Annotated in this window: 22 protein-coding genes; 14 read left to right on the top strand and 8 right to left on the bottom strand. The window is 44.8% G+C overall.

All coding sequences use genetic code 11. The annotated features are described in order from the left end of the window. The first annotated feature begins 152 nt into the window (after positions 1-152). Positions 153-1,217, top strand: coding sequence for an NAD(P)-dependent glycerol-1-phosphate dehydrogenase (locus tag NZ952_02765; protein ID MCS7120111.1), 1,065 nt, complete (start codon positions 153-155; stop codon positions 1,215-1,217). Further along, positions 1,217-1,684, top strand: a complete 468-nt coding sequence (locus NZ952_02760) for a UPF0179 family protein (GenBank protein MCS7120110.1) — start codon at positions 1,217-1,219, stop codon at positions 1,682-1,684. The genes NZ952_02765 and NZ952_02760 overlap by 1 nt, the downstream gene beginning before the upstream one ends. Here NZ952_02760 and NZ952_02755 read toward each other — a convergent pair. The 4 genes from NZ952_02755 to thrC (NZ952_02740) all read right to left on the bottom strand — a co-directional run bounded on the left by NZ952_02755 (position 1,611) and on the right by thrC (NZ952_02740) (position 5,548). Then, positions 1,611-2,357: a peptidylprolyl isomerase gene (locus NZ952_02755; protein ID MCS7120109.1), complete on the bottom strand. Its 747-nt coding sequence runs from the start codon at positions 2,355-2,357 to the stop codon at positions 1,611-1,613. The two genes, NZ952_02760 and NZ952_02755, sit on opposite strands and share 74 nt — an antisense overlap. 47 nt (positions 2,358-2,404) lie before the next feature. Next, positions 2,405-3,085: a metallophosphoesterase family protein gene (locus NZ952_02750; GenBank protein MCS7120108.1), complete on the bottom strand. Its 681-nt coding sequence runs from the start codon at positions 3,083-3,085 to the stop codon at positions 2,405-2,407. A gap of 197 nt (positions 3,086-3,282) precedes the next feature. Continuing rightward, positions 3,283-4,014 (bottom strand): ECF transporter S component, encoded by a 732-nt coding sequence (locus NZ952_02745; GenBank protein MCS7120107.1) that lies wholly within the window; start codon positions 4,012-4,014, stop codon positions 3,283-3,285. Positions 4,015-4,123: 109 nt separating this feature from the next. Continuing rightward, positions 4,124-5,548, bottom strand: a complete 1,425-nt coding sequence (thrC, locus tag NZ952_02740; GenBank protein ID MCS7120106.1) for a threonine synthase — start codon at positions 5,546-5,548, stop codon at positions 4,124-4,126. A 234-nt stretch (positions 5,549-5,782) separates the two neighbouring features. On the opposite strand from thrC (NZ952_02740), the gene thrC (NZ952_02735) reads away from it, so the two are divergent. Beyond that, positions 5,783-7,042: a threonine synthase gene (gene thrC, locus NZ952_02735; GenBank protein ID MCS7120105.1), complete on the top strand. Its 1,260-nt coding sequence runs from the start codon at positions 5,783-5,785 to the stop codon at positions 7,040-7,042. Here thrC (NZ952_02735) and NZ952_02730 read toward each other — a convergent pair. From NZ952_02730 to ilvD, 3 genes are read right to left on the bottom strand one after another with little or no spacing between them, the layout of a single operon-like run. After that, positions 7,039-8,040: a homoserine dehydrogenase gene (locus tag NZ952_02730; GenBank protein MCS7120104.1), complete on the bottom strand. Its 1,002-nt coding sequence runs from the start codon at positions 8,038-8,040 to the stop codon at positions 7,039-7,041. The two genes, thrC (NZ952_02735) and NZ952_02730, sit on opposite strands and share 4 nt — an antisense overlap. A gap of 13 nt (positions 8,041-8,053) precedes the next feature. Beyond that, entirely contained in the window at positions 8,054-8,527 is a 474-nt protein-coding gene (locus NZ952_02725) for an ACT domain-containing protein (protein ID MCS7120103.1), read from the bottom strand. An 18-nt stretch (positions 8,528-8,545) separates the two neighbouring features. After that, entirely contained in the window at positions 8,546-10,213 is a 1,668-nt protein-coding gene (gene ilvD, locus NZ952_02720) for a dihydroxy-acid dehydratase (GenBank protein ID MCS7120102.1), read from the bottom strand. A 113-nt stretch (positions 10,214-10,326) separates the two neighbouring features. On the opposite strand from ilvD, the gene NZ952_02715 reads away from it, so the two are divergent. The 10 genes from NZ952_02715 (at position 10,327) to NZ952_02670 (ending at position 21,525) form a co-directional block, all read left to right on the top strand. Beyond that, entirely contained in the window at positions 10,327-11,877 is a 1,551-nt protein-coding gene (locus tag NZ952_02715; protein MCS7120101.1) for a 2-isopropylmalate synthase, read from the top strand. Positions 11,878-12,169: 292 nt separating this feature from the next. Beyond that, entirely contained in the window at positions 12,170-13,849 is a 1,680-nt protein-coding gene (ilvB, locus tag NZ952_02710; GenBank protein MCS7120100.1) for a biosynthetic-type acetolactate synthase large subunit, read from the top strand. A 4-nt stretch (positions 13,850-13,853) separates the two neighbouring features. Continuing rightward, positions 13,854-14,366 carry an acetolactate synthase small subunit gene (ilvN, locus tag NZ952_02705; GenBank protein ID MCS7120099.1) on the top strand — a complete coding sequence of 171 codons (513 nt, stop codon included), beginning with the start codon at positions 13,854-13,856 and terminating at the stop codon, positions 14,364-14,366. Positions 14,367-14,374: 8 nt separating this feature from the next. Continuing rightward, a complete protein-coding gene (ilvC, locus tag NZ952_02700) occupies positions 14,375-15,364 on the top strand; it encodes a ketol-acid reductoisomerase (protein ID MCS7120098.1) in 990 nt (329 codons plus the stop codon). Positions 15,365-15,387: 23 nt separating this feature from the next. After that, positions 15,388-16,656 (top strand): homoaconitase large subunit, encoded by a 1,269-nt coding sequence (hacA, locus tag NZ952_02695; GenBank protein MCS7120097.1) that lies wholly within the window; start codon positions 15,388-15,390, stop codon positions 16,654-16,656. After that, complete coding sequence (locus NZ952_02690) at positions 16,653-17,153, top strand: 3-isopropylmalate dehydratase small subunit (GenBank protein ID MCS7120096.1); 501 nt, start codon at positions 16,653-16,655, stop codon at positions 17,151-17,153. Before hacA (NZ952_02695) ends, NZ952_02690 begins: the two co-directional genes overlap by 4 nt. After that, on the top strand, positions 17,150-18,181 hold the full coding sequence (locus NZ952_02685) for an isocitrate/isopropylmalate dehydrogenase family protein (protein MCS7120095.1): 1,032 nt from the start codon (positions 17,150-17,152) through the stop codon (positions 18,179-18,181). Before NZ952_02690 ends, NZ952_02685 begins: the two co-directional genes overlap by 4 nt. A 15-nt stretch (positions 18,182-18,196) precedes the next feature. Beyond that, entirely contained in the window at positions 18,197-19,699 is a 1,503-nt protein-coding gene (locus NZ952_02680) for a 2-isopropylmalate synthase (protein MCS7120094.1), read from the top strand. A gap of 48 nt (positions 19,700-19,747) precedes the next feature. Beyond that, positions 19,748-21,019 carry a homoaconitase large subunit gene (gene hacA / locus NZ952_02675; protein MCS7120093.1) on the top strand — a complete coding sequence of 424 codons (1,272 nt, stop codon included), beginning with the start codon at positions 19,748-19,750 and terminating at the stop codon, positions 21,017-21,019. Next, entirely contained in the window at positions 21,016-21,525 is a 510-nt protein-coding gene (locus NZ952_02670) for a 3-isopropylmalate dehydratase small subunit (protein MCS7120092.1), read from the top strand. Before hacA (NZ952_02675) ends, NZ952_02670 begins: the two co-directional genes overlap by 4 nt. Before the next feature lie 81 nt (positions 21,526-21,606). Here the strand turns inward: NZ952_02670 and NZ952_02665 are convergent, their stop codons facing one another. Continuing rightward, a complete protein-coding gene (locus NZ952_02665) occupies positions 21,607-22,089 on the bottom strand; it encodes a hypothetical protein (GenBank protein ID MCS7120091.1) in 483 nt (160 codons plus the stop codon). Between the two features lie 120 nt (positions 22,090-22,209). Between NZ952_02665 and NZ952_02660 the strand changes: the two genes are divergently transcribed. Next, on the top strand, positions 22,210-22,599 hold the full coding sequence (locus tag NZ952_02660) for a hypothetical protein (GenBank protein MCS7120090.1): 390 nt from the start codon (positions 22,210-22,212) through the stop codon (positions 22,597-22,599). The last annotated feature ends 25 nt before the right edge of the window (positions 22,600-22,624 follow it).

The raw sequence follows: 22,624 nt of genomic DNA, 5'->3' as shown, positions 1-22,624 counted from the left end.
GCTGCTATTTTCCTGTTCTCTCTCATAAGATTAGCAAGTAGAATAACGAGAGGTTACATTTAAGGCTTTTGAAAGTTCGCTCAATAAGATAGATGGAATACTTAAATCTGAACTTGCAATAGTCTTTACTCATCACTAACGAGATGAACCATTTGGAATCGAACATTCACTGGATGGAGCTTCCAAGGCATGTTGTGATTGGAAAAGGCACCTTAGTGCAGGTTGGAGATGTCTGCCTGAAATTAGGCTTCTCAAAGAAAGTTTTCGTTGTAACTGGTACCAGAACCATGAGGCTAGCGGGACAAAAGGTCATTGGCATACTGGAAGATGAAGGTATCGAGGTTAACCATTATATTGTCTCTGCTAACCCACCAACGCTTTTGGATGTAAGACTGGTTGAAGAAAAGATAGGGGAGACGAAGCCTCAGGCCGTATTAGGCATAGGCGGAGGCGCGAAAATTGATGTTGCAAAATTAAGTGCTGCTAATCTGGGTATTCCCTTTATAAGTATTCCAACAACCGCTTCACATGATGGAATGGCCAGTCCCTTTGCATCGGTGAAGGGCTTAGATAGACCATACTCAATGACAGCGCGCTCTCCAATCGCGGTTATAGTTGATACTGACGTGATAATTAGCGTTCCATATCGTCTCATAGCAAGTGGCTGTGGTGACGTTCTTGCAAAATTCACTTCTACAAGAGACTGGAAGCTTGCACATGAAAGAAAAGGCGAGTATTACGCCGAATACGCTGCCAGTCTCGCATTACTAAGCGCTCAGCATGTCGTTAGGCATGCTGGATCTATAAAGCCTGGCTCCGAGTCTGGTTTAAGAGTCTTACTTGAGGCTTTGGTCAGCTGCGGCGTCGCAATGTGTATTGGTGGAACAAGTAAACCTTGCAGTGGCTCGGAACACCTTTTCAGCCATGCGTTAGACCTCATAACGCCCAAGCCCGCTTTGCATGGAGAGCAGTGTGGTTTGGGAGCAATATTGATGGCTCGCCTACACGGATTAGACTGGGAATCAATAAGAGATACATTGCGGGAGGTTGGGGCGCCAATAAATGCAAGGGAGATCGGAATCGATCCTAGTTATATAGTTGAGGCGCTGGTTTTAGCCCGCAATATTCGACCTGAAAGATACACGATTCTGAATGAGAAACCACTTACCCGCGAGACCGCTTATAATCTTGCCAGAGAAACTGGCGTGATAGATTGATGAGCATAAAAGGGCGAGAATGCAAGCTGATTATCACCTTAATCAGCAGGTCGCAAGCCAGAATTGGTTTGGAGTTCCTATTTCAAGGGCCAAGCGTAAAATGTAGTGGATGCGAATACAGAAAGGTGTGTATTGGCAGCATTAAGCCTGGACGTATATACAGAATTGTTAACATGCGAAATAAGATCCTTCACTGCCCTCTGACTGACGCGGATATGCAGGTTGTTGAGGTAGCCGCTGCTGAGCGCCCCGCAGCAATACTGGCAAAGTACGCGATTCGCTCGGCTATAATTGAATTTAAACGTCCTGATTGTACCGGGATTATGTGCGAGAACCATGAGCTCTGTAATCCAGTAGGGCTAAGTGATGGGGACAGGTGCGAGATTATCTCCGTTATGGAGAGCTTGCACTGCCCTTCTGGTCTTGCGTTGAAGAAGGCTCTCCTCCTGCCTTCTCCACCCTTGTGAAGCTCTCAATGAAAGTTACAGTTCTTATTTCAGGAAAAAACTTTTGAAAATCGGAGAATATGCCCCTCTTTGATATCTGTAAGCCATCAAGATAAAATGCCTCTTCTGGAATATTGATCTTAACCTCATCTCCGCTGACCTCTAAAGAGAACTTTTCAATGCTAATCTGAGGTATTCTTCTATGAATCAAGGCCAGCATCTTCTCTTCCGTCGCTTCTAATAGCTTTCTAACAGTAACTTCGTAGATCAGAGTTTTTCCAGCAAGAGGTGGATTAAAATCGAGTAGAACCCTGCCGGACCCAATGGTTCTAACTGTTGCAAGGCGTCCATCGACTTCAACGCGCATGCCGACCTGCGGCGTCACCCCCTTCGCCGTCAATTTTCTTAATGGATATAATTTCACTTTCTCCGCGTCACGATTTCCAAAGGCTTTCTCTGGCGGAATCTCAACGGTCTCCGTCTTTCCAATATCGAGGTTCATAACGCTATCTTCAAGCGCCTTAAGTAGCCAGCCTTCACCTAAAACCACCAATACTGGCTCATAAATCCCCCCTTCTCTATATATTCCGCTATTCCTCGCCACTTCTTCGAGTGTAGTATCAAAGACCTCTTTAGTTTCCGAGATTCTTCCAATGTAGTCGACGAGAACGAAATCGCCTTTCTTAAACGGCATCAGATTTTCCACCCGTTGAAGTTAAGTCTTAAACTCATCAACCCTTTTTAAATATTGCCCCTAAGCGCACGTGGGCTGAATTCCAATGAGACATCATTATTATTTAATCTTGCCAAGACAAAGCTACCATGTCTTGCTGGTCCAGGATTAACCAGAACTGTTCCATCAATCTGATCTTTTCCCCTCGCCTCATGGATGTGCCCGCAGAAGACCGCCAAAGGCCTTTTTTCCTCTATGAACCTTCTAATGCTTAGGCTGCCAACATGAATGCCTAGTGAAGTTCTGTCCAATCTCGTGTTAAATGGTGGAGAGTGAGATACTAGGACAATCGGATTAACATTAATGATAGAGCCTACAGCAGCATCCAAGACGCGGCTAATCTCTTCCTCAGTCATCTCCAAAGGGGTTCCAAACGGGGTCTTTGGGCTTCCACCTAAACCTATGAAATTGAAGCCTTGAAACTCAAAAGATGTGCCATGTATACAATAAGCACCATCCATCTTCAATTCTGTCAATGACGGTGGATCGCAATTTCCTGGAACAAACAGAACTAGTCGATTTATGACTGTAACGGTTGCCATAAGCTGCTTCGCATCTTCTGGGGTGCCAAAATTTGTAATGTCGCCGCAGACAATTATGACATCAACATCTTCTTTTTCAGCCACATTAGCGAAACTTTTGAAGGAGCTCTGGTCCCCGTGAAAGTCTGTTCCTATTATAGCTTTCAAACCACCCACCATCTTTAAAATCTTCTAACTGTAAGCTGTCCTTTATATTATCTTTAATCTGCGCTGAACTTTTAATATAACCTATCAATGTTTATTTGGGCTTCCACTACATGGAGAAGGAAAAGTAGTGTTGAAAACAGGTAGACACTAGTAGGAGAATGAACATTTACTGATCAAAAAATGTTTGGGGCTCACATTTAGTTTTGAGGAAACGCTCGCCCAATGATCCTTGCTGCGGGAAGAGCGATTGTTGCGCCGACTATCATCTGACCAATATTAATGGGTATTTCTGCTAGTCCCCAAACTTGTACGCCAAAGAGCCACCCGATAAAGAATGTCTGATAAATGAAATAACCTGAAACCATCACAAACCCGCCGCACAAAACTGAGAACACAGTCCACCCGAATTCAGGTTCAGTCTTAAATCCGACAGTAGCTATTGATAGTGTGAGAATGGTGCCTAGAAAGATCCAGAACTCTTGAGGTACAAACAATGAAAAGCTTGTATTCCCTAAAGATATGTCCATGTGGCCGCTATAGTACATAGTTCCTATCAATGTAAGGAGGCCTCCAGCTACTAGGCCGAAAATGAGGGTAAAAATCTTCCAATAAATAATAGATCTGAATTTAGGATTATTCTTTTTTATGATGCCGACCACAAAACCCTCAGCCGCTTTAATGATAAGAGTGCCGGGGGCATAATGGGGATAACCAAGAAATAAATCTGCTAGCATCGATCCCACCCCGCCCGCAAAGGCTCCTACTTTTGGGCCGAACAGTAAAGAAGTTAGAAATATCATTGACTCGCCTATATTGAAAAACCCCTGAGTTGCGGGTACACTTATAGAAAATACTACGGTCGCGACTAGGACAAGGGATGTTGATATCGTAGCTATGGAGATGATGGTAGCAGAAAGCTTTTTATGCATATCGTTGAACCATCTTCCGTAGTCAAGTTATAACTTTACTATCTCCGGTATAAAAATATTGCTAGAGGCTAGAGAATACAAGTTTTAAGAAACCAACTCCACTTGTATGCTATAGTATCGCTTTAACATCCTCAATGGCTTTAAGAATTCTTTTCCCCTTCTCTGTTATTCCAAAATACTTTCGTCCCTCACTAATGGACACATGGGTCAACCCGCGTTTACTGAGATCATCTAAATGCTGATATACTGCTGATCTGGTCAATGTCCTGCCAAGCTCCTTCCAAATCTGATATCCATATGCATCGCCCTTCTCCAGTATGCGAAGAATCTTCTCTTTCGTACTAAGATCTGCTCCAACAAGCGCAGTCTTGCGTCTCCTAGAAAGGGCCTGCAACACGTCTGTAGCTTTCAATCCGCTTCCGCCTATAACACAAACTACTTTTTCATCTCGTTCAATGAGAGATGCATGTACAATCTTCTTAATCGCGGCGACGGTTCCTGAGCTTGCAGGTTCGGCAAATAGTCCTTCAAGCCTTGCAATTTCCTGCTCTGCCGAGAATATTTCTTCGTCCTTTACAGTAATTGCCGAGCCTTGTGATTCTCGAATCGCTTTGATTGCTAAATCTTTAAAGATCGGTTTTCGCACAAATATTGCAATAGCGTGGGTCCGCGGCTTTCTTCTTTCTCTATCTATCCTATAATAGGCATCTACTATTGGTGAACATCCATCCGATTGGACTCCCAAGATCCTTGGCAGATTATCTATTAAGCCAATCTCTAGAAGCTCCAAAAATCCCTTCCAAATTGAATAGAGGGTTCCCCCGCTTCCCATGGATATTACGATCCAGTCTGGAACGCCCACCTGCTCGAATATCTCAAAGGCTATTGTCTTTTGGGCCTCAATGACTAGCGGGTTCAGCTCAGGGGTTGCTTGATACCAGCTATTTTCTACAGCCATCTTCTCAGCTTTGAGAATTGCATCATCAACAGTCTCACCGCATTCCTCTATATCTGCATCGTATACAATCATCTGCGCCATCTTCCCAATATCTACAATTTTAGGGACTATAAGATGGCAACTAATTCCGTACCTTGCAGAGTAAGCTGATAATGATGCGCCCATATTGCCGTTAGTTGCACATACGATGGATGCGAGCCCCAGATCTATAACATTTGAAATTATGAGAGCTGCGCATCTGTCTCGGAATGAACAGGTTGGATTTCTCGTCTCATCTTTGAAGTAAAGGTTATGCAGACCGATCTTTGTTGAGAGCCGTTTTGCCTTGTAAAGTGGGGTCCCTCCCTCTTGCATAGTTGCCGTGAACACCACACTCGGCAGAAAACTTCGATATCTCCAGAAGGTAAACTCGCCGCAGAATCTCAGCATATCGATATTCGCGGGGTCAATTACTTTGTATTGGAGTAGACCGCCGCACTTGGGGCACAAGTAAATTGGACGGTCAGATTCCGATAAGTTGCCGCAGTTCGTGCATTCAAGAGTATTCAACGGTCTTCTATCCTTTTTTTTACTCATAGGAGTTTTCCCGTTCCCAACATCTTGAAAGTAGAAAAATCGTTGCATTTAAGTCTAAATTGTTGAATTCGGAGTTTAACCGACAAAAATTTTGAAAGCAAAGGATATCTTTGTATAAATACCCGAAAATCATTATCGTCGCCTTCACCACTCAGGGATGCATAGGCGGCAATATTTTTAAATCTTCTTTGAAGAATAAAACATCCACATCCTATTCGAAATGGAGTTGCAACTTTGCATAACAACCATTATATTCTCAGATGCATAGACTGTGGAGCCGAATACGATGGCAGGCTTATTGTTTATACGTGTATGAGATGTGACGGTCTACTTTCAGTTGAATTCGATTTTTCATCCATCGCTAACCACCTTGAAGAAGTCTGGATGAAGAGAGCCTTCAATGTCTGGCGTTACCGCGAGCTTCTCCCTATAGATAATTCCGCGCTGATTGTAAGCCTTGGTGAAGGTGGGACAAGCCTGAATCGATGTCATCGCCTCTCGGGGAAACTTGGCTTAAGATGGGTATACGCGAAGAATGAAGGTGAGAATCCAACAGGGTCATTCAAGGATAGGGGCATGACGGTCGGTGTTACCAAGGCACTGGAACTTGGGATGAAAAAAGTTGCCTGCGCATCTACTGGCAATACTTCTGCGTCACTTGCCGCATATGCCGCCAAAGCAGGGCTTGAGTGTCTTATTCTTATACCATCCGGTAAAGTTGCGTTCGGAAAATTGGCCCAGGCTCTGATTCACGGTGCGAGGGTAATCAGGATAAAGGGGAATTTCGATGAAGCACTGGCGGTCATAAGGAAAATTTGCATCTCTCATCCCATATACTTACTGAACTCTTTGAATCCATTTAGGCTTGAGGGTCAGAAAACCATCGCCTTTGAGATTTGGGAGCAACTCGCTTATGAGGTTCCGGATAAAGTGATAGTTCCCGTTGGAAATGCGGGGAACATAAGCGCGATATGGAAAGGTTTCAAGGAGCTTTATCATCTAGGATTGGCTGAGGATCTTCCATCCATGATTGGAATTCAAGCGGAAGGCGCCGCGCCTATCGCCAGATCTATGAGGGAAGGATTAGATTATGTTAGGTTTATAGAGAATCCGGAGACAGTTGCCACGGCTATAAGAATTGGGGCACCGGTTAACTGGAAAAAAGCGGTTAAAGCCATAATAGAGTCGAAAGGAATTATTGAAACCGTATCAGATGAAGAAATACTGGAAGCTCAAGCCACTCTTGCAAAGACTGAGGGCTTATTCGTCGAGCCTGCAAGCGCAGCATCTATTGCCGGACTGAGTAAACTTGCAGATAGGAGATTGATTGAAAGGGATGAAAGAGTCGTGTGCATCCTAACTGGTCACGGGTTAAAGGATCCTGACATAGTTATGAAACAATGTCCAGCTCCAGTAGAGTTAGAAGCCTCGATTGATACTATCGTCCAAGTTATGACTTCGGAGAGGGTTGAATCTCCGCTAATAGTGGCCTAAATATTGCCTCCTCTCCTCCTCAATACGGTGAGGATATCGTTAAGGACTGCTGAGACGGTTTCTTTTCCAGCCCCGTGCCCTATTAGTGTTATTTCTCTGGCCAAGTCTGTTTCGATATGAACAGCGTTTAGCGTTCCATGAACACATAAGGGATGGTTTATAGGGACTAGTTTCGGCGCAACTTCAAGGTTTTTTTCGATTGTGCCGACAAGCTTGATCGCGAAATTCGATTTCTTGGCCAATGCTATGGCTTCCTGTGTAATTCCTCTAATCCCAACTCTCTCCACATCCTCAAATCTAGCTTCTTTATTCATTAAAGCATTTGCAAGAATAACTACCTTACATGCGGCGTCTATACCGTCAATGTCATATGAAGGATCCCTTTCTGTTATGCCCCTTTCTTGCGCTTCTTTAAGTGCCAGTGAGAAGCTTGTCTCCTCAAAGTGCATCTTAGAAAGAATATAATTAGTTGTCCCGTTGAGTATGCCGGAGATTCTGATTACCCCGTCTCCTGCCAAGCATTCCCTGACAAGGGAGAAGATCGGAATTGCGCCAGCTACTGTTGCCTCATAGAGAAACTCGCAATCATTCTTTGCGGCTAGGGCTTCAAGTTCTTTAAATGCGACAACAAGTGGACCCTTATTTGGGGTCACAACACTTATACCCTTTTTTAGCGCGCACCTAATGAATGTGACTGCTGGTTCCCCATCTTTTATGTTGGTTGGGGTTGCCTCAACCATTAAGCCTGCATTGCTTCTTTCGATCAATTCGATTGATGATCTTCCAGGCCTGTAATTGTCTCCATACTCTGAAATATCTTTCAAACCGCATAGTTTTTTTATATCCAAACCTTTCTCATCGAAGACATAACCTCTGCTCGTAGAAACACCTACAATCCTAAAATTTCTATCTAGCCCCCTGATTACCTCGATCTTATCATATATAGCTTTTACAAGTTCTTTACCGATAAAGCCGTAGCCGATGATGATGGTGTTCAAGTTCCCCACCGCCTTAGAGGATAGGTGTTATCAATAATGCATTTTCTTCTTTCGCGAGACGCTTCAATTCGATCATAACATTATCTAGAATTGATGAGGGGACTTCTAGGTCGATTTTGAAGCTTGAATCTTCTGATGCTGGGGCTGAGGCTTCAAAGCCTGCAATCCTTACACCATTTATGCGGCTATCAATAAATCTTTTAATGTCAATCTTTCCAACCAAGATAACCGTGAGCCTCTTTGTGTCAACAACCTCTTCAGACTTGATTATTGTCACACCAATAGCCTTCAAGTCGCTTAGCGCCGCCATCAATTTTTCCTTGGAAGGAAAATCAACTACCAGGCTTACTGGCACGTAGCCTTCAGCGGGCCTTTCACGTTCATGAACGATCGAGATGATGTTTCCACCATTTTTTGCAATTGGCTCCAAAGCCCTGAGAAGTTGACCAGGCCTATCAGCTAAGGCCAGAGTTAAGTCAAACCTCAAACCAATTTCCCCGTATTCTCATCCTAATTGAGGCCGCTTAAATGTTCCTCCCTTATCTGCTGATTGGACCATTGACCAGTATCTAGCTAGGTATCCTCTTGAGATTTTCGGCGGCCTAGGCTTCCATTCAGCAAGTCTTTTATTTATCTCACTCTCTGAAATATCGACACTTAATCTTCTTCGCGGAATATCAATCTCTATGATATCACCGTCCTTAACAGCTGCTATGGGCCCGCCAACAGCCGCTTCCGGTGACACATGACCGATGCATGGTCCCACAGTTGCCCCTGAAAATCTACCATCGGTTATTAGAGCAACGGACTCGCTGAGGCCCATACCCGCTATCGCGGCTGTTGGCGAAAGCATCTCTCTCATTCCAGGTCCACCTTTTGGGCCCTCATATCGTATAACAAGAACTTCTCCTCTATTAATCTCTCTGTTAAGTATTGCTGCCATCGCTTCCTCCTCGGAGTTAAAGACTCTTGCAGGTCCACGATATACAAGCATCTTAGGCGAGATCGCAGTCACCTTTGTTACTGCGCCGTCAGGCGCTAGATTCCCAGTCAGCACTGCTATTCCCCCTTCCTTATGTATTGGTTTCTCAAGCGGTCTAATGACCTCGGAGTCGTAAACAACTGCACCCTTAATATTTTCGCCGACTGTTTTTCCAGTTACTGTAAGAGCATTTAAGTGTAGTTTATTTTTTAGTCGGCTCATCAATGCTGGCAATCCACCAGCCACATCTAGTTCTTCTAGATCATGGGGGCCGCTTGGACGCATATCGCATAGGTGAGGCGTTTTTTTCGAGATTTCATCGAAGATCTTCAATGGTAGGTCGACCCCCGACTCTTCTGCTATAGCTTTAAGATGTAAGACGGCGTTGGTTGAACCGCCGAGAGCCATGTCAACCGTTATCGCATTCTCGAAGGCTTCTCGAGTCAATACTTTTGAAGGCCTCAAATCCTCCTTCACCATTTCAACTATCCTTTGACCACTTTTTTTAGCAATTCTGGCCTTTAGTGAAGAGACAGCCAATGAGGTTGCGCATCTCGGAAGGGATAGACCCAACGACTCTGTGATGCATGCCATTGTATTTGCCGTGTACATTCCGTTACATGATCCGCATCCTGGAAAAGCTCTCTCCTCGATCTCTTTAAGATCCTCCGCGCTTAACTTTCCAGATATAACCGCTCCCACGGCCTCAAATACCGCAGTAACGTCAACCTTCCTTCCTTTAAAAATACCTGAAAGCATAGGACCTCCTGTCACGACTATCGAAGGAATATCAATTCTAGCCGCAGCCATAACCATTCCAGGCGTAATCTTATCGCAGTTTGTCAGCAACACCAATCCATCAAACCTGTGTGCCTGAACCATAACCTCAATGGAGTCGGCTATCAACTCCCTAGATGGTAACGAGTAATGCATCCCCTCATGACCCATTGCCAAACCATCACATATGGCTATCGTGTTGAACTCGAACGGAACCCCGCCTGCTGCACGGATTCCTGCCTTAACGAACTCAACAAGCTTATCAAGATGCATATGGCCTGGAACTATTTCTGTATAGCTATTTGCGATACCGATGAATGGCTTGTCAAAATCCTCGTCCGTAACGCCTAGGCACTTCAATATGGCCCTATGAGGTGCTCTCTCAATTCCAGACTTAACAGCATCGCTCCTCAAGCCTTTAGCCACCCAAACTTGTTGAACCATGGCCCCTTAAATCTTTTTATTGTCAGGATATGGAATCTGCTCCTATGAACCAAAAGGCTTTTATATCTCATGCTCATGTGTAAATGATCCGAGGTTCACTGAAATGGGGTATCGCTTTATCGAGTAACTTCGCAGAAAGGATCTTAATTTTTGATACCACTCTAAGAGATGGTGAACAGACACCTGGAGTCTCTCTGACCCCTGAAAAGAAACTTCTTATAGCAAAGAAGCTCGATGAGCTAGGTGTAGATATTATAGAAGCAGGTTTTGCAGCGTCCTCAGAGGGTGAAAGAGAGGCGATCAGACTAATAGCTAAGGAAGGTATGAGGGCTGAAGTCTGTAGCTTTGCAAGAGCGGTAAAAGATGACATCGACATCGTCCTAAAATGCGATGCGACCTCGGTCTTCCTTGTAGTTCCATCATCAGATCTTCACATTAATTATAAGTTGAAGAAGACAAGAAGCGACATACTTAAACTTACAGAGGAATGCGTCCAGTATGCTAAGAATCATGGCCTGATTGTAGAGCTCGGCGCAGAAGATGCGACCAGAAGCGACCCTGACTTCCTAAAGAGCCTAATAGAGACAGGTATCTCTGCAGGAGCAGATAGGGTAACCCCATGTGATACAGTTGGAATCCTTACTCCAGAAAGAGCTTATGAATTATATTCAGATCTTAGGAAGGCATTTCCGAAGGTTCCAATAGGAGTACATTGCCATGATGACTTCGGCATGGCCGTTGCAAACTCCATAGCTGCCCTAAGAGCCGGAGCGGACGAGGTTCACGTCACTGTCAATGGTCTTGGGGAAAGGGCGGGGAATGCGGCTTTAGAAGAGATAGCAGTATCACTGAAGCTTCTCTACAACGTGGAAACAGGAATCATAACTGAGAAACTGTATGATCTTTCATTGCTAGTTTCACGTTTGACAGGCATCCCAGTCCAGCCGAATAAAGCGATTGTAGGTGAAAATGCGTTTGTCCATGAATCTGGTATTCATGCAAAAGCCATATTGACTGAACCATCGACGTATGAACCTATACCGCCACAGCTGGTTGGGCGAACAAGAAGAATCGCGGTTGGAAAACATGCGGGCTCAGGAGGAATCGAAGCTGCCCTGAAAGAGATGGGCATCAATCCGACAGGTGAGCAGTTAAGAGAGATCATGCTCAGAGTTAAAGAGCTTGGGGACAAAGGCAAAAGAGTTACAGACGCAGACCTGCAGACCATAGCGGAGACAGTAATGGGGCTTCCAAAAATCCGAGCGATAAAACTAGAAGAATTGACAGTTGTAACTGGAGATCACGTTACCCCCACGGCTTCGGTTAGACTAAACCTTAACGGGAAGATCTTGACAGAAGCTGCGACAGGGATCGGTCCCGTAGACGCTGCAATTAACGCGATAAGGAAGGCGGTTTCAGCTGTTGAGCCGATACGCTTAGAAGAGTATCATGTTAAAGCCATAACAGGGGGTACAGACGCCATGGTTGAAGTAATTGTCAGACTTAGGAAGGGTGACAGGGTTGCGACAGCGATGGGTGCGCACGGGGATATCGTCATGGCAAGCGTTGAAGCCATGATTAGTGGGATGAACGTACTTATAACAAATCACGAAAAAACAGCAAGATCACGCTAGTCTTGAAGATCTCTAAACTGATGCGCTCCAAGATTAAAACACAATCTGATTCAAAAAGCTTATATTCAACCATTTGATATTAGTGGTTGCTTCATTCCTTCGGAGGGCATAAAGTGAGGGATACACGGGTACGGAGGGATTATTACCTCCAGAGACACACATCGATCTCCTAAAAATTTTATAGCTTATGATAACAAGCTTGTTCCAGTATCTGTTGAAGTCCCATCCCGCTTCGAATGGTCTGATTGGACCTTAGCATCATCCATCATCTGCATTGGAGGGGTTTCTACTAATGGTAAAGATGACTGGAGCTAAGGCGCTGATTGAATCTCTCAAGAGAGAGAAGGTCGAAGTAATCTTCGGGATCCCAGGAGGAGCTATACTTCCAGTCTACGATGAACTTTACGAGGCATCAATACGGCATATACTCATGAGACATGAGCAATGCGCAGCTCACGCAGCAGATGGGTATGCAAGAGCTAGTGGACGAGTAGGAGTTTGCATGGCGACTTCTGGTCCTGGAGCAACAAACCTTGTAACAGGAATCGCTAATGCATATATGGACTCTTCGCCAATCGTAGCATTTACGGGACAAGTTCCAAAAGCCTTTATTGGAAAAGATGCCTTTCAAGAGACAGATATCATCGGAATTACAACACCAATAACAAAGTGTAACTTCCAAATAACCGCGGCTTCTCAGATTCCGAAGATAGTTAAGACAGCCTTCCATATTGCTTCCACTGGAAGGTGTGGGCCAGTACTAATTGACATCCCAAGGGACACCCAGACAGAAGAAGCTGAAATGAATTTTGATGTTAGAATTGATCTTAGAGGTTATCGCCTAAATCATGATCCGCATCCACTGCAAGTGAAGAAGGCCGTGGATTTGTTGATGAACGCTGAGAAGCCCGTAATACTTGCAGGAGGCGGAGTAATAGCGTCCAATGCTTGTTCTGAACTACTATCAGTGGCCGAGCTGCTTCTAGCGCCGGTGGCAACAACATTGCTCGGAAAGGGATCCATACCTGAAAATCATCCGTTGTCCTTGGGTATGGTGGGAATGCATGGAACAATTGCGGCGAACAAGATAATACAGGAGGCGGATGTACTGTTAGCAGTCGGAACAAGATTCGCCGACAGGACAACAGGCTCGGTTAAGAAGTTCTGTGTAGATGCAAAAATAATACACATTGATATTGACACATCTGAGATCGGGAAAAACATAAGACCACACATACCAATCGTCGCAGATGCAAAGAAAGCACTCAAAAGCATATACGCCAATCTAGTTCAAATCCTGCAGAGGAAAGAAAGAACAGAGTGGATGAGAAAAATCAAAGAATTTAAAGATCAGCAAGAGGGTATTGTGAATTCAAAGGAGGGGTTGAGCCCACCCCGTCTCCTTTCAGAGCTTCGAAAGATACTTCCAGAAAACGCCATAATAACTACTGAAGTTGGGCAAAATCAGATGTGGGCAGCGCTATACATGAAGGTCTATAAGCCCCGAACATTTATTAGTTCTGGTGGCCTTGGAACCATGGGCTTCGGTTTTCCGGCAGCGCTTGGAGCTAAGACAGCGTGTCCCGATCAACCAGTTATTGACATCGCAGGTGACGGAAGCTTCATAATGACCGAACAGGACCTTGCCTCCTCTGTAGTATGGGGAATCCCGGTAACAGTCATTGTTCTGAATAATTCTGTACTCGGAATGGTCGCTCAATGGCAAAGACTTTTTTATAACAGACGGTACTCAGCAGTCAATTTGGGTAAGGTCCCAGACTTCGTTAAGCTGGCTGAAGCTTATGGGGCTCAAGGCGTTAAGGTTGGCTCCGTTGAAGAGCTCAAAGAAGCGGTCATGAAAAGCTTAAAGAGTGAAGTTACAACCGTTATTGATGTGCCGATTTCCTCAGAAGAAAACGTCTTTCCCATGGTTCCTCCTGGAGGAGAACTAGATAAGTTTATGGTAGGCTAGAAGAATGAGCCAAGATGAAAAATTACACATAATCTCAGCGATAGTTGAACATAAGCCTGGTGTTCTGCACAGCGTCTCAAACATGTTCAGGAGAAGAGGGTTCAACATAGAGAGCATATCAGTCGGCGTTGCAGAGCAAGAAGATCTTGCAAGAATGACGATAACGATTAAGGGGGACGAGAGGACTGTGGAGCAGGTAGTTAAGCAGCTTAAGAAGATCATAGATGTTGTGAAAGTTAGCATACTGAATCCAGCGCATACGGTAACTAGAGAACTGGCCCTAATAAAAGTCAGCACCCCTGACGCTCAGGCTAGGTCCGACATTATAAACTATACGGAGATATTTAAGGGTCACGTTGTTGACGTTGCCCACGAATCCCTCATTATCGAAGTAACGGGCGACTCTGACAAGATAAATGCCTTCATAGAGCTTATGAAGCCTTTCGGTGTCAAAGAGATTGCGCGCACTGGGATAACTGCCCTTCCGAGGGGAATGAGATCTATAAAAATGGAGTAGAAATTAAATTGGTAAGGGTCTATTTTGATAAGGATGCCTCAATCGAGCCGATTAAAGGCAAGAAAATCGCCGTTATGGGTTATGGAAGCCAGGGATATGCCCAAGCTAATAACCTAAGAGATTCGGGACTTGACGTTATAATAGGGTTAAGACCAGAAGGAGATTCATGGAGGAGAGCTGAGAAAGATGGCTTCGAAGTCTTCACGTTCTCAGAAGCCGCGAAAAAAGCTGATATAATAATGATGCTAATTCCCGACATGGTTCAACCACAAGTATATAATGACGCAATAAGCCAGCATCTGAAGAGTGGGAAAATACTGGACTTTGCCCACGGTTTCAACATACATTTCAAGCAGATAATACCGCCAAAGGATGTTGACGTAATAATGGTCGCACCCAAAAGCCCAGGCGCCAGACTCAGAGAAACATATCTAAGTGGATTCGGCGTCCCGGCACTGATAGCCATTCAACAAGACTGGTCGGGTAAGGCAAAGGATATTGCACTTTCAATTGCAAAAGCATTGGGGTGCACAAAAGCAGGGGTATTAGAGACCACATTTAAGGATGAGACCGAAAGCGACCTTATCGGAGAACAAACAGTACTCGTCGGCGGCCTAATTGAACTTATTAAAAATGGTTTCGAGGTTCTAGTCGAGAACGGTTATCCGCCTGAGCTCGCCTATTTCGAAGCCTGCAACGAAGCCAAATTGATAATGGATCTGATCTATCAGAAAGGGATCTCAGGTATGCTTAGAGCAGTATCGGACACCGCCAAATATGGCGGGCTAACAGTCGGCCCACGCATCATCGACGAGCATGTCAAAGAGAATATGAGAAGTGCTGTGAGAGACGTACAGAGCGGAAAATTCGCTAAAGAATGGATTGAAGAACACAGATCCGGAGAGAAGAAATTGAAAAAACTCATGGAAGAAATAGAAGAACATCAGCTTGAAAAAGTAGGGAGATTTATACGCAGGGCTTCTGGAATAGAAAGATGACACAATAAAGCTGGGGACATCAAATGAACATCAGCGAAAAGATCCTCGCAGCTGCATCTGGCAAGGACCAAGTTAAGCCAGGAGAAATAGTAGAGGCAAAAGTCGACATGGCTATGGTCAACGACATAACAGGACCACTTGCAATTCAAGCTTTCAGAAAAATAGGAGTCAAAAAAGTTTGGGATAAAGAGAAGATAGTAATGGTTCTAGATCATCAGGTTCCAGCTGACACAACAAAATCTGCTGAACTGCATAAGATCATGAGAGAATTCGCTAAAGAGCAGGGGCTCCCCTTTCTCTATGATGTAGGCTTTGGGGGCATTTGCCACCAAGTCATGGTTGAGAAAGGGCATGTGAGACCCGGCGAATTAATAGTTGGTGCAGATTCGCATACCTGTACATATGGGGCCTTAGGCGCCTTTGCAACCGGCATAGGATCAACCGAGATGGCCGCAGTATTTGCTACTGGCAAATTATGGTTGAGAGTACCATCATCCATTAGAATAAATGTGAAAGGGCGCTTTAAGAGATTCGTAACACCGAAGGATCTGATACTACATCTAGTGGGCAATCTTGGGTCAGACGGGGCAATTTATAAGGCGATAGAGTTTGCAGGACCTACAATAACCTCTATGAGTGTCGGCGGCCGGATGACTCTGTGCAACATGACCGTCGAAATGGGAGCAAAAACTGGGATAATAGAACCTGACGAGACTACCTTCGCCTATGTTGAAGCTCGAACTGATAAATCCTTCATGATTCTTGGTAGTGACTCAGACGCAAAATATGAGAAGAAAATTGAGATGGATGTTGATGATCTGGAGCCGCAGATAGCCTGCCCCCATTCCGTTGATAATGTTAAAAAGGTTAGGGAAGTTGAAGGAGTTGAGATAGATCAAGCATTTATCGGGTCTTGCACTAATGGGAGACTTGAAGATCTAGAGATCGCTGCGGAAATTCTTAAGGGTAGGAAGGTTAGCAGGGGGGTAAGGTTGATCATAACTCCAGCCTCACAAGAAGTCTACATGCATGCATTACAGTGGGGCATTCTCGAGACCATGGTAAAGGCTGGAGCCTATATAACCAGTCCAACCTGCGGTGCATGCTTTGGCGGTCACATGGGGCTCCTGGCAAACGGTGAGGTGTGCATAAGCACTTCCAATCGAAATTTTGTTGGTAGAATGGGTAGCCCAGACGCCAAGATATACTTAGCCTCACCTGCAACCGTGGCTGCTTCAGCAATTGCTGGAAAAATAATCGATCCGAGAGATTTTTGGGAGGCAAAATATTGAGGATTCAAGGCTTAGCCATCGTATACGGAGACAATGTGAATACCGACTTAATCATTCCAAGTAAATACTTGACCACTCTTGATCCTATGGAGCTAGCTAGTCATGCAATGGAAGGGTTGGATAGAGACTTTGCGAAAAAAGCTGAGAAAGGAGTAATTTTGGTTGCTGGAAGGAACTTTGGATGCGGGTCCAGCCGCGAACAAGCTCCAATTGCGCTCAAGTATGCTGGTGTAAGATGCGTGATAGCGGACTCTTTTGCACGTATTTTCTATCGCAACGCAATTAATATTGGCTTGCCAGTTCTTGAATGCCAAGGCATATCTGGACATATTGATGACGGAGACATATTGGAGGTCTATCTAGAGGATGGAAGGATCATCAATAGGTCGAAGAACGAAACTTTCACGGCAATCCCGCTCCCAGACTTCATTCTCCAGATTCTCAGTGATGGTGGGTTAATTGAGCATTTAAAAAAGAGGATGGGCGGAAAAGGTTGAAATACAACGTCGCGGTTATTCCTGGGGATGGAATCGGACCTGAGCTGACAGAAGCAACAATGAACGTTCTAAGTGCCATTCAAAGAAAATTTGGTCTTGCATTCTCCTTTCTTGAACTTGAGGCCGGAGACACCTGCTACCAGAAGAGAGGTGTTGCCCTTCCTCCCGAGACAATCGAGGCAATAAAAAATTCTCATGCATGTCTCAAGGGGCCAGTTGGTGAGACCGCGGCCGACGTTATCGTTAAGCTAAGAATATTGTTTGACCTATATGCGAACATACGCCCCATAAAGTCATATCCAAATGTTCCTTGTCTCAGAAGTGACATAGACCTTGTAATCGTTAGGGAAAATACGGAGGATCTTTATAAGGGGTACGAATTCATGATTAATGATACGGCGGTTGCCCTAAGGGTTGTTTCTAGGAAAGGTTGCGAGCGAATTGCAAGGATGGCGTTTGAGCTGGCAAGGAGAAGAAATGGGAAGAAAAAAGTGACATCGGTCCACAAGGCAAATGTTTTACGTGTTACATGCGGCCTATTTGCTAGTATCTGTCGGGAAATTGCCAAGCAGTACCCTGATGTGACATATGAGGAACAGTACGTCGACGCTATCTCTATGAGACTTATTAAGGAGCCTCAAAATTACGACGTGATAGTTACGACTAATATTTTTGGCGACATCTTATCCGACGAGGCGGCACAATTGGTCGGAGGTTTGGGAATGGCTCCCGGAGGGAACATTGGCGATAATTTTGCAATCTTCGAGCCCGTTCACGGATCTGCACCTACACGTGTCGGAAAACATACTGCCAATCCCTGCTCCATGATACTTGCCTCAAAGATGATGCTTGAATGGCTAGGTGAAAGATACAGCGATCCAAAATGTTTACGCGCATCTGAAGCAATAGAAAAAGGAGTTGTTGAAGCCTTAAAGAAAGGTCTGTCAATCCCTGATCTTGGCGGAACCCTAAAGACTATTGAGATGGGCGAAGCTATCGCACAGGAGATAATATGCAATCAATCTTGAGGAGTGATAAGTATTATGGTTGAATATGTTAGAATCTTCGATACAACTCTTCGAGATGGCGAACAGACGCCTGGAGTATCCTTCACACCCGAAGAGAAAATGGAGATAGCTGTTCAACTGGACAAGCTTGGGGTGGACGTAATCGAAGCTGGTTTCCCATCAGCATCTCGCGGCGAGCAAGTGGCAATTAAAGAGATCGCCGCAGCTGGCTTAAGAGCAGAGATATGCGCGTTGACAAGGGCGCTTAAAGAAGACATCGATGTAGCTCTCTCATGTAACGTGAATTCCATCCATACGTTCATTTCCACTTCAAAGGTTCAGATGAAATATGCGCTAAACATGACGCCTGAAAAGGTTTTGGAAGCCGCCGTCAGCGCCGTCCAATACATTAAGGATCATGGTGTACTTTGTGAATTTTCTCCCATGGACGCAACGAGATCTGACCTTAACTTTCTTATAAAGGTGTGTAAAGCAGCTGAAGAAGCAGGAGTTGACAGGATAAATATACCTGACACCGTCGGCATCATGGCTCCCCAGAAAATGGAGAATCTAATCAAGAATCTAAGGTCAGAACTTAAAGTGCCGATAAGTGTTCACTGCCATAACGACTTCGGCCTGGCTGTGGCTAATTCTCTGGCAGGCGTCCTTGCTGGGGCATCACAAGTGCATGTGGCCGTAAATGGCTTAGGAGAAAGAGCTGGAAACGCTTCCCTAGAAGAAGTTGTGATGGCCCTTCATCTTATATATAAAAAGAAGACAGGTATAAACACTAGGCTACTCTACCAGACTTCAAAGCTAGTCTCTAGATTAACCGGGATCGTTGTCCAACCGAATAAGGCTATTGTCGGAGAAAATGCCTTCGCCCATGCGTCAGGGATACATACCAGAGGGGTTACTGTGAAGCCTCTGACTTTCGAGCCATTTAAACCTGAGGTTGTAGGCAGACGGAGAAGAATTCTTTCAGGCAAGTTATCAGGTAGGCATGGTATAAAAGCTGAACTGGAAGAAGCAGGGATCTACCCCACTGAGGCTCAGCTAAAGGAAATAGTGAATAGGGTGAAGGATCTTGGCGATAAAGGAAAGACAGTGACGGATGCCGATCTTTACGCAATAGCTAGGACGGTTATGGGGGAGGTAGCCGAAGAGAAGATCGTCGAATTGACAGACTTTGCCGTTACTACGGGCATAAGAGTAATCCCAACAGCTTCGGTGAAACTATTAATAGATGGAAAAGAATATGTAGCCGCCGAAACTGGCGTCGGACCTGTAGACGCAGCCATCAAAGCCATACAAAAGATTACGGATCAGCTAGCCAATGTGAGACTGACAGAATATAGGCTTGAAGCATTAACAGGGGGATCGGATGCGGTAGCCGAGGTAATAATAAAGGTTGAAGATAGAGATGGAAACGTCGTCTCAGCGCGCGGCGCACGGGAGGATATCGTTATGGCAAGCGTCGAAGCCATGATAAACGGGATAAACAAGCTCCTGTTAAAACGCAAGAAACAAGCTTCTTAACATTAAAGACTGGAAAAAATCTTAAGCAGTCTCGGTAGAGGTCTAAAAATGGGCAAGACAATATCTGAGAAGATTCTAAGCAAAGCCTCAGGCGTCGATGCATACGCAGGAGACATTGTAGTAGCAGAGGTGGACGGCGCTATGATTCATGATGGAACAGCGCTCCTTGCCATGCAGGCCTTTCAAGAAATGGGCGGCGATAGACTTTGGCGACCCGATCGAATTTTTATCGTTATAGATCATGTTGCTCCAAGCGCCACTGAGACGTTTTCGAAAGTGCACAGCACAATGAGGAAATTTGCCGAAAAATTTGGGGCGCCCCTTTATGAAGCTGGGTCTGGAGTGTGCCACCAGTTAATGGTCGAGTCAGGTCTAATTCTTCCCGGAAATCTCATTGTTGGTGCAGATTCGCATACCTGTACATATGGGGCCCTAGGCGCCTTTGCAACCGGCATAGGATCAACCGAGATGGCCGCAGTATTTCTATCTGGAAAGCTCTGGTTCAAGGTTCCGGAAACCATGAGGATCATAATCGAGGGTTGTCTTCCGCCAATGGTCCTACCAAAGGATATCATTCTAAAAATTGTTGGAGATATAGGAGCTGATGGAGCAACGTATAAGGCGGTGGAGTTTTGCGGATCAACCGTTAAGAATATGGACATTGAAGGAAGACTGACCTTAACGAACATGGCTGTCGAAATGGGTGCTAAGACAGGTATTATTGAGCCTGACGAAAAAACATTCGACTTTCTCACTACACTCAAATGCAACTTCAAAACTATTATTCGAAATGATGAGGATGCCGCTTTTTCAGATATTCTGAGGGTGGATGTTTCCAAGCTTGAGCCTCAAATTGCTTGTCCACATTCAGTTGACAATGTAAAGCCCGTTGCAGAGTTGGAGGGCAAAGAGGTAGATCAGGTTTTTCTAGGATCATGTACAAACGGGCGTCTCAGCGATCTCAGAGTTGCAGCTAAAATTTTGAAGGGAAAAAGCGTAAAGAAGGGTGTGCGAATGATAGTTGCACCGGCTTCGAGAAGGGTTTTCATCCAGGCATTGAAAGAAGGTCTAATAGAAACCTTTCTAGATTCTGGTTGTATATTATGTAATCCTGGATGCGGGCCCTGCGCTGGGGCTCATCAGGGGCTCTTAGCTCAGGGTGAAGTTTGTCTATCAACGTCTAATCGTAATTTCAAGGGTAGAATGGGCAGTCAGGAGGCGGAAATATATCTTGCCTCTCCTGCAACTGCGGCTGCGACAGCAATTGAAGGCGTGATAACTGATCCGAGAAAATTCTTGAAGGGGGTCGAAAGAGTTTGAAGATCTATGGAAAGGCTTGGAAGTTCGGCGATAACGTCAACACCGACCTTATAATTGCTGGAAAGTATAAGCTCAGCATAACGGATGTTGATGAGCTCTCTAGGCATGCTATGGAGGCTATAATGCCAGACTTTGCAAAGAAAGTAGAAAAGGGGGACATCCTAGTAGCTGGCAAAAATTTCGGATGCGGATCCAGCCGTGAGCAAGCACCTCTCGTTCTAAAACATTTAGGAATAGGCGCGGTTATTGCACAATCCTTCGCGCGCATCTTTTTCCGTAATGCAATAAACATTGGTCTTCCAGCAGTCGAATTTCGGCAGGTTAATGAGATAAATGAAGGCGATTTGTTGGAAATCGATCTAGTTCGCGGCTCATTAAGAAATGTTTCGAGCAATAAACTTTATTCAATAAAGCCGATACCAAGCGAGCTATGGCAGATACTCTCTGAAGGCGGGCTTGTCAGCTACGTAAAGAAATATGGTAGGCTGCCCTGGCAGCAAGTTTAAGTTCCATAATCCACGCATCACTGCAGTAGTATCGCCAACATTCCTAAAAAATATTTTATTTTTTCATGGCACCTCATGCAGTCAGCCCGACAAAAAAATTTCGTGCATAAGGTCTCCTACAATGTGGGCTAGTATTATAACGAGTATGACAATTGTGAGATGCTCGCCTACAACCTTGTAGGGGTTTTCCCCTTGAGATATAGCCATCCTAAAACTGAAGACACCTATCAAGCATAGCCCCCATCCTAAGCTAACAAGAATGCTTAGAGGCTCCTCCAAAAGAACAACTGGCAAGACAAAGGACATAGCAATAAAAAACTTTGAGAAAAACGTGAAAAATGAGGATTCCCATATCTCTTTCGAAGTATGTTCGTTTTCAGCCTCCTCAGATATATGGATTCCCATACTGTCTGAAAGTGCGTCTGCTATTGCTAGAACAACGATGCCAACTATCACAGCGATCTTCGATTGAGTGCCAGAGTGAAGCCCGATTATGAGGCCCAGCGTCGTAATAACTCCTGATGTGAGCCCAAACCCGACACCCTTCCAGAAACCCGCCCTCAACTTCTTACCCGCCAAACGAGAATAGCAATTGAATAGAAAGGCGAGAGAATTAAGACTTTCGTTCTTCTAATAGACAACCTTAAAACGTTGATCTCTCAATATTTTGTTGAGGACAAACCGATGGAAAAGTTCCTGCCAATATTAGGCTTTTTGCAGACAAGACTTAGAGAGATCTTGACTAGGAATGAAGGCTATATGCTTTCATGGGATATTACTAAACTCAGATTGATCGGAGAAGAACTTGTCTCCTTAGCTCAAGAGATTTCACCACAATTGATAGAGGTTGAGCATAGGATACTTTACCTTTCGATTAGAGAGGCTGGACTGGGCATCAGGCATCGCGCGTTATCCATTCAGAAAAGAAAGATTATGGAATCTGACAAAGAATACTTCAGGAATGTACATGAAGCGCTGGGAAATATATGTAACAAAATCGAGACAGGCGAATATTATAGGGCGCTATTGGAGATTGCTGAGAGAAGGGAGAAGGAGATGCAAAAATTGACATGACGCATTATCGGGATAAGATTTCCTT

The sequence above is a fragment of the Candidatus Bathyarchaeota archaeon genome, assembly GCA_025059045.1.
Taxonomy (GTDB): domain Archaea; phylum Thermoproteota; class Bathyarchaeia; order Bathyarchaeales; family DTEX01; genus JANXEA01.
The sequence above is the reverse complement of the archived record's forward strand: the minus strand, read 5'-3'. Positions and strand labels throughout refer to the sequence as shown.

Coding starts and splice junctions, on each gene's coding strand:
- NZ952_02760 (MCS7120110.1), top strand. CDS start 1,217: ATGAGCATAAAAGGGCGAGAATGCAAGCTGATTATCACCTTAATCAGC.
- NZ952_02755 (MCS7120109.1), bottom strand. CDS start 2,357: ATGCCGTTTAAGAAAGGCGATTTCGTTCTCGTCGACTACATTGGAAGA.
- NZ952_02745 (MCS7120107.1), bottom strand. CDS start 4,014: ATGCATAAAAAGCTTTCTGCTACCATCATCTCCATAGCTACGATATCA.
- thrC (MCS7120106.1), bottom strand. CDS start 5,548: ATGAGTAAAAAAAAGGATAGAAGACCGTTGAATACTCTTGAATGCACG.
- NZ952_02715 (MCS7120101.1), top strand. CDS start 10,327: ATGATCCGAGGTTCACTGAAATGGGGTATCGCTTTATCGAGTAACTTC.
- ilvB (MCS7120100.1), top strand. CDS start 12,170: ATGGTAAAGATGACTGGAGCTAAGGCGCTGATTGAATCTCTCAAGAGA.
- ilvN (MCS7120099.1), top strand. CDS start 13,854: ATGAGCCAAGATGAAAAATTACACATAATCTCAGCGATAGTTGAACAT.
- hacA (MCS7120097.1), top strand. CDS start 15,388: ATGAACATCAGCGAAAAGATCCTCGCAGCTGCATCTGGCAAGGACCAA.
- NZ952_02680 (MCS7120094.1), top strand. CDS start 18,197: ATGGTTGAATATGTTAGAATCTTCGATACAACTCTTCGAGATGGCGAA.
- hacA (MCS7120093.1), top strand. CDS start 19,748: ATGGGCAAGACAATATCTGAGAAGATTCTAAGCAAAGCCTCAGGCGTC.
- NZ952_02660 (MCS7120090.1), top strand. CDS start 22,210: ATGGAAAAGTTCCTGCCAATATTAGGCTTTTTGCAGACAAGACTTAGA.